The sequence below is a fragment of the Verrucomicrobiales bacterium genome (assembly GCA_016793885.1).
Taxonomy (GTDB): domain Bacteria; phylum Verrucomicrobiota; class Verrucomicrobiia; order Limisphaerales; family UBA11320; genus UBA11320.
In genome coordinates, this window is the sequence record JAEUHE010000052.1 from 1 (window position 1) to 10,327 (window position 10,327).

Below are 10,327 nucleotides of genomic sequence, written 5' to 3' on the forward strand. Positions count from 1 at the left end.
GTTGTGAGAAAACAACGACTAACCCAGGGTAGGCGCTCCTGCGTCGCGCCAACCCTGGGCTTTGAGGCGGAATCCCTTTGGGATTCTAACATTTGGTCGAAGAACTTGTGGGTAATGCTTAGGTCGTGCCACCGCAGTCCAAAGGACCCAGGTGCTCCACACCACCCCGAACAGCCAATCCTAGTGGGTGGAATCACAAGATCCGGGCAGCTCAGCATCGAGACTTGGAGCAGGTTGGTCCTGGTTCGTAACAACACACCACTACAATTCTATGATCCAAGAAGTCACAGGCGACATCCTTCTCACCAAGGCCCAAGCGATAGCCCACGGAGTCGCACCCAATGACCACTTTAATAGCGGCCTGGCGCTGAGCCTGCGGGAGCAGTGGCCGGCCATGTATAAGGATTTCCGTCATTTTACCCATAACTCCCATCCGAAGACCGGGACAGTATGGGTATGGGGCGGCACGGGAGGGCATCGGATTATTAATCTTTTCACCCAGGAACCAGCGGCTTCGGAACATTCGCACCCAGGCAAGGCCTCGATCTCAAACGTCAACCATTGTCTGAAGGAGCTCCACCGCGTCGTTGAGGCGGAGGGGATCACCAGCCTCGCACTGCCACGGTTGGCAACAGGTGTAGGTGGATTGGATTGGGATGAGGTATTGCCGCTCATCAAGAGCCATCTGGGCACTCTCAAGATCCCGGTCTATCTCTACACCACCTATCGTAAAGGCGTGGCCTGAGCGAAGATACGGCATTGGGCAATTGATTTCAGGCCGACGAGTCGGTTTACTCTGCGGCGCATGATGAATTGTCCCATCCTCGGTGTCGTTCTCTGGAGCTTGGTTGCGGTGCTTCAAACTGCTGCAGCCGATGCTCCCAAACCTACACCAACTGGCCCGCAGACCGACGGGCCGTTCCGCAAGATCATCCTGGAGGCAGACCGAGATCTCAACGCGGATGGAACGGTCGACGATGCCGTGGTGGATCCGATGGAGATCGCCATCGCGAAGGATGGGCGCGTCTTTTTTGTGGAGCGCGCCGGAATTCTGAAGGTCTGGGAGCCGAAGACCCAGAAATCGAAGGAACTGGGAAAGCTGGAGGTTTACAAAGAGATGGAAGATGGGTTGATCGGCATCGCGCTCGATCCTCATTTTGATCAGAACCGCTGGCTTTACCTGTTCTACTCCGAACCCCAAACCCATCTCGACGCGGCCGGCAAGAAGATTGGAACCAATCGCGTCTCTCGATTTCAGGTCGATGCCGAACGGATTGATTTGGCAACCGAGCAGGTCATGCTGCGGATCCCCACCCAGCGCGAGGAGTGTTGCCACTCGGGCGGGTCGCTCGCTTTTGATGCGGAGGGGAATCTTTATGCCTCCGTCGGGGACAACACACATCCGGGCGCCTCCGACGGCTATTCACCGATCGATGAGCGTTCGGATCGCGGGCCTTGGAACGCCCAGAAGTCTGCCTCCAACGCCAATGATCTTCGCGGGAAGATCCTGAGAGTGCATCCCAACGCCGACGGCAGCGTGAGTATCCCGGCGGGAAACCTGTTTCCTCCCGGCACCCCGAACACCCGTCCAGAGATTTATGTAATGGGCAATCGCAACCCCTGGCGGATCTCGGTCGATCAGAAGAGCGGATACCTCTATTGGGGCGAGGTGGGCCCCGATGCGGGCGGTGCGAATACGAATCGGGGACCGGCTGGCTTTGATGAGATCAACCAAGCCCGGGCCGCCGGGAATTTTGGCTGGCCGCTGTTCGCCGGGGACAACCGGCCCTACCGACGCTACGATTTCGCGACCCGCGGAACGGGCGAGCTTTTCGATCCCCTGAAGCCCCTCAACGAATCGGTGCTCAACACCGGTCCTCGGGAGCTGCCCGCGGCCCAGCCTGCCTTCATCTGGTATCCGTACGGACCCTCGACCAAGTTTCCGGTCGTTAACGGCGGGGGAGGGCGTACGGCCTGCGCCGGGCCGGTCTACCATTTCGACGAGAAGCTGGTCTCGCCAAACAAACTGCCCAAGGAGTTTGATCGAACCCTCTTTATCTACGAATGGTCCCGGAATTGGATTATCGCGGTACATCTGGATGAGCAAAACCAGATCGCCAAGCGGCCCGGCGGGGGGCTGTGGATGGAAAGGTTCTGCATCAACATGACGTTTAAACGGCCCATGGATTTGGAGCTGGGGCCTGATGGCTGCCTCTATGTTCTGGAGAATGGCACGGGGTGGAATGCCAATCGCGACACTCAGATTGTCCGAATCGAATATACTGCGGCCACAGCTCCTCAGGTGGAGGAGAAAGTGACGGCCAAGTTTCCCTGTGAGCAGTTCGAACAGCCTCACTATCGTGCTTACCGAACGCGAACTCCAATCCAGATCGATGGCCGACTTGATGAAGCGGCGTGGAAGCAGGTTCCCAAGTCCCCGCGCTTCGTGGACATCCTGTCGGGAAAACCGACGATGCATGACACCCGCGTGGCCGTGATGTGGGATGAACAGAACCTCTACGTGGGTTTCTGGGTCGAGGAGCCGAATGTCGCCGCGACCTTCAAGGAGCGCGATTCGCCCATCTACTACAACAATGACGTCGAGGTCTTCATTGCGGGGAAGGACGCGTATTATGAATTTGAGATCAACGCCCACAATACGATCTATGAGGTGCTCTTTTTCTGGCAGGACAACTATGAGTCCGGAGGATATTCTCAAGTTCCGGAGTTCAAACGATCGAATCCGCGGGCCCAGTCCTTCAACGGGGTGGGCTTCACCACTCATCCGCGAGGCAAGCGGATTGGCTTTTTCGATTGGGATTATCCCGGCCTGAAGACCGCCGTTTGGATCGATGGCACTTTGAATGACCCGAGCGACAAGGATCGCGGCTGGACCGTGGAACTGGCATTCCCCTGGTCGGGGCTGAAGTGGCTGGCTAAGGCGGAAGGGAAATCACTTCCTCCCCGAGACTCGGACGTCTGGCGTATGGATTTCTCCCGGTTTAACCAGTATAAAGAACCTCCGCCGGCCAAGGATTCCAGTGGTTGGTTTTGGAGCCCGCACGGGGTCTGGGATTCGCATATCCCGGAATGCTTTGCTCATATCCACTTCTCGACTGTGGATGTGAGCGAGGCTCCGGCAAGTCCCTAGCCGGTTGCCGGTCATGAGCAAGCCTGAGATCTTGGTGGTGGGCGGTGGTGCGGCGGGCTTCTTTGCGGCGATTGCTGGTGCCGAGGCCGATCCGGATGCCCGGGTCACGATCCTGGAAAAGAGTCCGGCGTTCCTGACGAAGGTGCGGATTTCCGGCGGCGGCCGCTGCAATGTCACCCACAGCTGTTTTGAACCGCGCGAGCTCACCACCTGCTATCCGCGCGGAGAGCGCGCACTCATCGCGCCCTTTCATAGGTTTCAGGCTCGAGACACCGTGCAGTGGTTCGCCTCCCGCGGTGTGGTTCTGAAGACGGAGGGCGATGGACGGATGTTTCCCACCACCGATTCCTCGGAGACCATTGTAGAGTGCCTGCTAGCGGCGGCACGGGCGGCGCGGGTGATCCTGCGGTCGGGAGTCGGAGTGGAACGAATCGAGCGGACGGAGCAGGGGCGGTTCGGGGCGACGCTCTCCACGGGTGAGTTGATGGAGTGCGATCGAGTTCTGCTCGCCACGGGCGGCTGTCGGAGTGCCGCGCTGGGACAGCTGGCTGTTTCGCTCGGCCACACACTGGAACCCCCGGTGCCATCTTTGTTCACGTTTCACATCGCGGTCCCGTGGTTGCGGGCACTGTCGGGAGTTTCGCTGGAGGATGCCGAGGTTTCGGTGTCGGGTGCCGGTTTGCGCGAGCGAGGTCCGTTGCTGCTGACCCATTGGGGGCTTAGTGGTCCTGCGGTGTTGCGGCTGTCGGCCTGGGGGGCTCGCTCGCTGCATCAGTGCGATTATCGTTTTTCGTTGCAGGTGAATTGGCTGCCGCGTCTGAACCCGGAGCAGTTGCTGCGGGAGTTTGATCAGCGGCGACAGGGAACCCCGGCCAAATTCGTGGTGAACACCACCATCGCACCCCTGTCGGCACGGCTGTGGGAACAGCTCGTTCTCTCGGCCGGGATCGCCCCCGACGCCCGCTGGTCCGCCATCTCGAAGGCAGACCTCGCTCGACTCTCGCTGCAGCTGTCCCGAATGGAACTGCCAGTTCAGGGCAAGAGCCTGAATAAGGATGAGTTTGTGACTTGTGGAGGGGTGCGCCTCAAGGAGGTGGATTTCAAAACCATGGAAAGCAGGGTTTGCCCGGGTCTTTACTTTGCCGGGGAAATCCTGGACATCGATGGCATCACCGGTGGATTCAACTTCCAGGCGGCCTGGACAACCGGATGGATCGCCGGTCAGGCGATGGCTCTGGGTTAGCCTGCCGCTCGACACTTCCTGCCGCAGATCATGCAAAAACTGCCGGTTGCATGGTCGAGTCAGCCGGGCGGTCGCATATTCCTCGTCCGGCGCGTCGCTTCGGCCCGGTCTAATTCCATGTCAAAAGCAATTTGCAGCCGAGTTGGTACGCAATTTGTTGCGCAGCGCTTGCCGATCTCGACTTTGAGAGTTCCTTGATCGGATCAAACCGCCGAAATAAGCATCTATGAAAACCGATTGGGACTACACGAAACTGGCCTCTCACTACATCAAACGTCCGGATTATTGTCCGGCGGCGATTGATGATCTCTGCAAGTTGACCGCGAGCGCCGCTGGTGCTACCGCGTGCGATATCGGAGCTGGATCTGGCCATCTGACCAAGATGCTGCTCGATCGAGGACTCGTGGTGACTGCGGTGGAACCCAACGATGCGATGCGTGAAGTGGGACAGCAGGTGACCGCTAACCGGGGAGTGAACTGGGTTGTCGGTACCGGAGAGGCTACGGGCCTGCCTGATCAACAGTTTGATCTCGTCACATTCGGCTCCTCTTTCAATACGACCGATCGTCGTAAGGCACTTGCCGAGACCAAGCGGCTGCTGAAGCCGAAGGGCTGGTTTGCCTGCATGTGGAATCACCGTGATTTAAGTGATCCGCTCCAGGCTGCCGTCGAAAACTTCATCAAGGAGAACATTCGCGGTTATGGCTATGGAACGCGCCGAGAGGACCAAACGGAGGCGATCAATGCGAGTGGTCTCTTCCGGCAGGTCCATTACATCGAGGCTAGTTACGTGGCCAAGATTGCAGCTGAAGATTACCTAGACGCCTGGCGATCGCATGGAACGTTGGAACGCCAAGCCGGCGCCTCTTTCGGGAGCATCATTGCCGGGATCGAGGAGATTGTGCGTCGGGAGGACAGGATTCTCAACGTGGGCTACACGACCCGCATCTGGGCTGCCCAGAAGAAGTAAACGCGTAGCCGCGTGTTTGGGGGTGCGCCGGTTCCGCTGCCGGATACGCTGCCCACTGAGTGGCTGTCCCCGTGTCGGTCCCACCTTCCTAGGGGGACCGGCTGACTGCTGGCTGCGTCGGATGGCCGTTCCTAACCGCGATGTCTAGGTTCAGCGCGGCCTCTGGTCTTCCGCCGGTTCGTCACCAAGATGTTGCACTTCAGTTCTTTCAACTGGATGGTTTTCTGACATCGTGCGCGCATGAACCATTGGACCATGCACTGCGTGTTGTGGCTTGGATATAGGGGTTCACGAATGCGCAAGTCAAAGCCTGGCAGTCCATCCGCGAAGTGTCCGTCACCGACCTTAGGTCTTCCGGCAATCGAATCTAAATGCGTTCCCTCCTGGGTGTTGGCCTGCCGGTCGACCCGGGTCGCGAGAAGACCATGAGGGCACGGGGATGCGCTGAGTGCTTTGATCCTAGACCCCGACTATGAACACTTCACCCCTCGGCAATCGGCACGCGGTCATCGATATTGGCACCAACTCGGTGAAGCTCCTGGTGGCGGATTTGGGGCAGGTCCTGCGGACCGTGGTCAAGGAAAGTCGACACACACTTCTGGGAGAGGGCCTGTTTAGTTCCAACTGTCTGCAACCTGCGGCCCTTGCTCGGACGGTTGGGGCCGTTCAGGAATTTACCTCGCAAGCGCTGAGGTCCGGTGCTTCCACGATCCGGATTCTCGCGACCAGCGCCACTCGGGAGGCCACCAACAGTGTCGAGTTGGTGAGATCGGTTCGAGCTGCCGTCGGTCTTGAGGTGGAGATCATTTCGGGCGATCGCGAAGCGGATTATGTGTTTCAGGGCGTGACCAGCGAGCCGTGTTTCGCCAATCGTCCCGTGCTGATCGTGGATGTTGGGGGTGGAAGTACGGAGTGGAGCTTAGGCGAGGGGAGAAGATCGGCATTTCGCCTGAGCACACTGCTTGGCACTGCGCGTTTTCTTCAGACAGAGCCTCCGTCGGATCCTCCAACTAACCGAGACCTCGTCCTCCTTCGCCGGCGGGTCCGGGAGATTCTACGGGTGGAGGTGAAGCCGAACCTGGATGTTGCCCTCGCCAGTTTCGGGAGCGGGCAAGTTCGCTTGGTCGGCCTTGGGGGAGCAGTAAAGACTTTGGCCAGGCTCGTGGTGGCCTCCGGCGATCCGTGCGCCGCCTTCGGGGAGGATATGCCGGGACTGACTGCGATCCAGATTCGTGAGCAGGTCGAGCGTATTTGGAGTCTGCGTGGTGCTGAACGACGCTGTCTGGCCGGAGTGCCGCCGGAGAAAGCCGACATCCTTCTGGTCGGCGCAGTGATCTATGAGATGATCCTCGCCGAGTTGGGTTTTTCGGAACTTTTCATGAGCGAGCGCGGGTTGCGTCATGGAGCTGTGTTGAACCCGCCCACCCCCGTCTTTAGGCCAGGTCGTTCGTCATCTCCGATGTCACATACCAGGGACGCAGGTTCCTCCGTGTTTCCTGGCCTGGGCTCCGCGACGAGCCCTCAACCGATTCCTCCGGAACTCTGACCCGGCCCATTCTTGCGCCGGAGCCTTTCGTCGCCTCGGTGTCACCGACTTGTTTCAGTTCGGGACTTTCCTCCGCATCTTGCTCTGGCATTGTTTTGAGTTGTGTGGAAAGAGAATCGGCTTTGTTCGAAGTCAACGAGCTCCGCTTTTCCGCCGGACACCTGCCTCGATGTTTCGGGCCACTGGTTTCTTCCGGGGTGGCAGATCTCATCGCAATAATCCTTACCTCTCAACAATTCCTATGAACTCCTTATTCCTGGCGTCGGTTTTGGGATCTGCCCCGTTTCGTTTCTCGCTAGAGCAGTCCTCGGTGGAAACGCGGATGTGTTTGGCGGGCTTGCTGTGCTTGTCCCTTGTGGTCTGGATTGTTTTCGCGCGAAAGTCTTCGCGACTGATGCGAGCCCGCCTCGCGACCCTGGGGTTCGAGGAATCTTACTCCTCTTCGCGTGATCCTTTGGAGTTGTTTGATCGGAACGAACGCTTCGATGATGCCCCTGCTTTTGTGGTTTACTCTCAAGGCGCAGGTGAAGTGCAGCACCACTTGCATCACAATCCGGTGCGGTTCCGCCGGCAGCGCTTGATCAGCAGTCACTCGTTCAATGCGCTCAGGCTGACGGTTGAGGAGGTTGTGGAGGTCGAGGTTCAAGCACTCGGTCGCCATTTATGGTTGCTCCGCTGGATTGCGGTTGGGGCTCCCTTGATTGGTTGCCTCGGAACCGTTTGGGGAATGATGAGTATGGTGGTGTCGGGTGCCGGGCTTCCGGAGTTAACTCCCTGGATCGGAACCGCCATGATCTCTGCCGTGGTTGGCATCGCGGTGGGGTTGCAGTCCATGCTGGCCGCAACTGTTCTCTCGGGACGCGTGCAGACGTTCAGCATCGATCTTCGACGCTTTGGCCGGAGATTCGTAGCTCGGGTTGAGCATGTCTATTTGGACCAGCGTCCGATCGAAGACGAGATCGAAGAAGCGAACGAGGTGCTGGCCTCCAAGATTGTCGCCCTCGTTCAGAAGGGCAGAGGGCCGCTTCGTGAGCTGCCGGTGTTGGCAAGTCACGACTAGCCGAAGATCCCGGTCGCGACTTCGCCGCTGACGTCGGTCAGCCGGAAATCCCGGCCAGCGAACCGGTAGGTGAGTTTTTCGTGATCCAGTCCGAGCAGGGCGAGGATGGTCGCATGAAGATCATGCAGGTGCATCTTGTTCTCGGTGGCGTACCAGCCATAGTCGTCGGTCGCTCCATAGGCGGTCCCGGCTTTAACTCCCCCTCCGGCCATCCACATGGTGAATCCCTCGGGATTGTGATCGCGACCGTCCCTTCCACCTTGCGCCGCGGGGGTCCTGCCAAATTCGCCTCCCCACAATACCAAGGTGTCCTGCAGTAGTCCCGTGGCTTTCAGATCCTGCAAGAGTCCGGCGATGGGTTTATCGACTTCCGCTGCGTTTTTCGTGTGCCCCTTCCGCAGATCGCCGTGCTGGTCCCATTGCACTTCGCTGTCGCTGTGCGTGACCTGGATAAAACGGACACCACGTTCCGCGAAGCGCCGCGCCATCAGACATTGACGCCCGAAGTTGGCCGTCACTTTGTCGTCCAAACCGTAGAGACGTCTCGTGGCTTCGGATTCCCCGGAGATGTCCTGGGCTTCCGGCATCGCCATCTGCATACGGAACGCGAGTTCGAAGGAGTTGAGCCGGCCTTCCAGCGCCGCGTTCGGTCCCACGCGCTGCTGATGGTCCCGGTTCATCTCGGCCAGCAGATCTAGTTGGACCCGCTGTTGTGCCGGGGTTAGCCGGGAATTGCGGATATGCCGGACTACCGCGTCATGAGCTGGCACGGTCGCATTGCCGAGCGGAGTTCCTTGGTAGGCGGCCGGCAGGAACGCCGCTCCCCAGTTGTTCACCCCGCCATGCGCCAGCGTAGGGCAGATGGTTAGAAACCCGGGCAGGTTCTGATTTTCTGTCCCGAGTCCGTAAGTGATCCAAGATCCCATGCTCGGGCGAACGAAATTGTCGGTGCCGGTGTGAAGCTTGAGCAGGGCTCCGCCGTGCGCCGCGTTCGTGCCATGCAACGAGCGGATCACACAGAGATCATCGACGCAGGTCGCCACGTGCGGGAAGAGAGAGCTGACGGGGAGTCCGCTTCGTCCGTAATTCTTAAAGGTCCACGGCGACTTGAGCAGCTCCGCGGTTGGTGCAAATTGCACGCGTGGCTTCTGGCCCGGGAACGGTTTTCCATCGTCGCGATCCAGCAAAGGCTTTGGATCGAAGGTGTCGACCTGGGAAGGGCCGCCCTTCATGAACAGAAAGATCACTCGCTTGGCGCGCGGTGTAAAGTGAGGTCTCTTTGGAGCCAGCGGGTTGGCTGGGGCAGGTTCGCCCCCCGCGTTGGCCAATACAGCCGAGGCAGCCAACCACCCGAATCCCAACGCGGAGCTCTTGAGCATGCATCTCCGTGACATCCTCGGATCAAGACTGAGATCGGGCGCGCTCATGGTCGTTCAGTTCAGGTAGAGAAACTCATTCGCCGCCAGCAGGGTCTGACAAAGGATCCTCCAGGCTTCAGTCCGCGCCTCCAATGCCTGGCCACCCGGGGAGGCAGCGAACGCCTTCAGGAAGACATGGGACTGTTCCCGCTCTTTCGCTGAAGGCGGACGACCGTAGGCGGATACGTAGGCCAACTCCAAGCGCTGGTCCTCGCTCACAGCCTTTCCAGCGCAGAGGCGACTGGCGAAGGCGGAGGCGGCTTGAGCAACCAGATCGCTGTTCATCATGAGCAGGGCCTGAGGCGCTACCACTGTCGCGTTGCGATCCCCGCTGGGAACCGCGGGGTCGGGGTAATCGAACTGTTCGAACAGGTCGTAGAGGTGGTTCCGAACAATCGGAAGATACGCCGCCCTGCGGAGGCTGTCATAGGTCGTCGCATCCTTCGACGTGTGATCGAAGACAAACTCGCGGTTCTTAAGCGGGATCGTTTTGCCGCCCATGGTGAGGTCCAGGGTTCCCGCCACCGCCAACAGGCTGTCACGAACTTCCTCCGCCTCGAGTCGACGGAGGGGGAAGCTGGAGAGAAGCCGGTTTTCTGGATCGCCGGGATTTCGGGCGTTATCGCCTTGCACTGCCATCTGATAGCTGCTGGAGAGCATGAGTAGTCGATGCATTGACTTGAGGCTCCAGTTGGCGGCGATGAATCGCCGTGCCAGCCAGTCCAGCAGTTCTGGATGCGATGGTCGCTCGCCCAGGAGACCGAAGTTATCGGTGCTGGCCACCAATCCGCGCCCGAAATGCCAGCGCCAAATCCGATTGACCATCACGCGGGCGGTGAGGGGGTGTTCGGTGTCGGTAAGCCAGCGAGCCAGTTCCAGCCGTCCGCTCTGCTGATCGCTGAACTGGGGAGGAGCAGCCTGTTGTTGCATCACCTGCGG

The 10,327-nt window shown here is 59.3% G+C and carries 7 protein-coding genes and 1 pseudogene; 6 read left to right on the plus strand and 2 right to left on the minus strand.

Features of this window, described 5'->3' with window-relative positions:
- The first annotated feature begins 271 nt into the window (after positions 1 to 271).
- The 6 genes and pseudogenes from JNN07_06925 (at position 272) to JNN07_06950 (ending at position 7,970) form a co-directional block, all read left to right on the plus strand.
- The gene (locus JNN07_06925; GenBank protein MBL9167459.1) at positions 272 to 745 is read left to right on the plus strand and encodes a macro domain-containing protein; all 474 of its coding nucleotides are present in this window, start codon (positions 272 to 274) and stop codon (positions 743 to 745) included.
- Positions 746 to 808: 63 nt separating this feature from the next.
- Positions 809 to 2,284: pseudogene (locus tag JNN07_06930) on the plus strand (PQQ-dependent sugar dehydrogenase).
- Positions 2,285 to 3,164: 880 nt separating this feature from the next.
- Positions 3,165 to 4,394 carry an NAD(P)/FAD-dependent oxidoreductase gene (locus JNN07_06935; protein ID MBL9167460.1) on the plus strand — a complete coding sequence of 410 codons (1,230 nt, stop codon included), beginning with the start codon at positions 3,165 to 3,167 and terminating at the stop codon, positions 4,392 to 4,394.
- A 226-nt stretch (positions 4,395 to 4,620) separates the two neighbouring features.
- Positions 4,621 to 5,364 (plus strand): class I SAM-dependent methyltransferase, encoded by a 744-nt coding sequence (locus JNN07_06940; GenBank protein ID MBL9167461.1) that lies wholly within the window; start codon positions 4,621 to 4,623, stop codon positions 5,362 to 5,364.
- 472 nt (positions 5,365 to 5,836) lie between these two features.
- Positions 5,837 to 6,910: a hypothetical protein gene (locus JNN07_06945; GenBank protein MBL9167462.1), complete on the plus strand. Its 1,074-nt coding sequence runs from the start codon at positions 5,837 to 5,839 to the stop codon at positions 6,908 to 6,910.
- Between the two features lie 241 nt (positions 6,911 to 7,151).
- Positions 7,152 to 7,970, plus strand: coding sequence for a MotA/TolQ/ExbB proton channel family protein (locus JNN07_06950; GenBank protein ID MBL9167463.1), 819 nt, complete (start codon positions 7,152 to 7,154; stop codon positions 7,968 to 7,970).
- Here the strand turns inward: JNN07_06950 and JNN07_06955 are convergent.
- Together JNN07_06955 and JNN07_06960 are read right to left on the minus strand one after the other, a co-directional pair.
- Positions 7,967 to 9,349 carry a DUF1501 domain-containing protein gene (locus tag JNN07_06955; protein MBL9167464.1) on the minus strand — a complete coding sequence of 461 codons (1,383 nt, stop codon included), beginning with the start codon at positions 9,347 to 9,349 and terminating at the stop codon, positions 7,967 to 7,969. The two genes, JNN07_06950 and JNN07_06955, sit on opposite strands and share 4 nt — an antisense overlap.
- A gap of 54 nt (positions 9,350 to 9,403) precedes the next feature.
- Positions 9,404 to 10,327: DUF1553 domain-containing protein (locus JNN07_06960; protein MBL9167465.1), on the minus strand; the 924-nt coding region annotated here is incomplete at its 5' end.

Excerpts from the sequence above, each read along its gene's own strand:
- JNN07_06925 (MBL9167459.1), top strand. The coding sequence starts at position 272 with ATGATCCAAGAAGTCACAGGCGACATCCTTCTCACCAAGGCCCAAGCG.
- JNN07_06935 (MBL9167460.1), top strand. The coding sequence starts at position 3,165 with ATGAGCAAGCCTGAGATCTTGGTGGTGGGCGGTGGTGCGGCGGGCTTC.
- JNN07_06940 (MBL9167461.1), top strand. The coding sequence starts at position 4,621 with ATGAAAACCGATTGGGACTACACGAAACTGGCCTCTCACTACATCAAA.
- JNN07_06945 (MBL9167462.1), top strand. The coding sequence starts at position 5,837 with ATGAACACTTCACCCCTCGGCAATCGGCACGCGGTCATCGATATTGGC.
- JNN07_06950 (MBL9167463.1), top strand. The coding sequence starts at position 7,152 with ATGAACTCCTTATTCCTGGCGTCGGTTTTGGGATCTGCCCCGTTTCGT.
- JNN07_06955 (MBL9167464.1), bottom strand. The coding sequence starts at position 9,349 with ATGCTCAAGAGCTCCGCGTTGGGATTCGGGTGGTTGGCTGCCTCGGCT.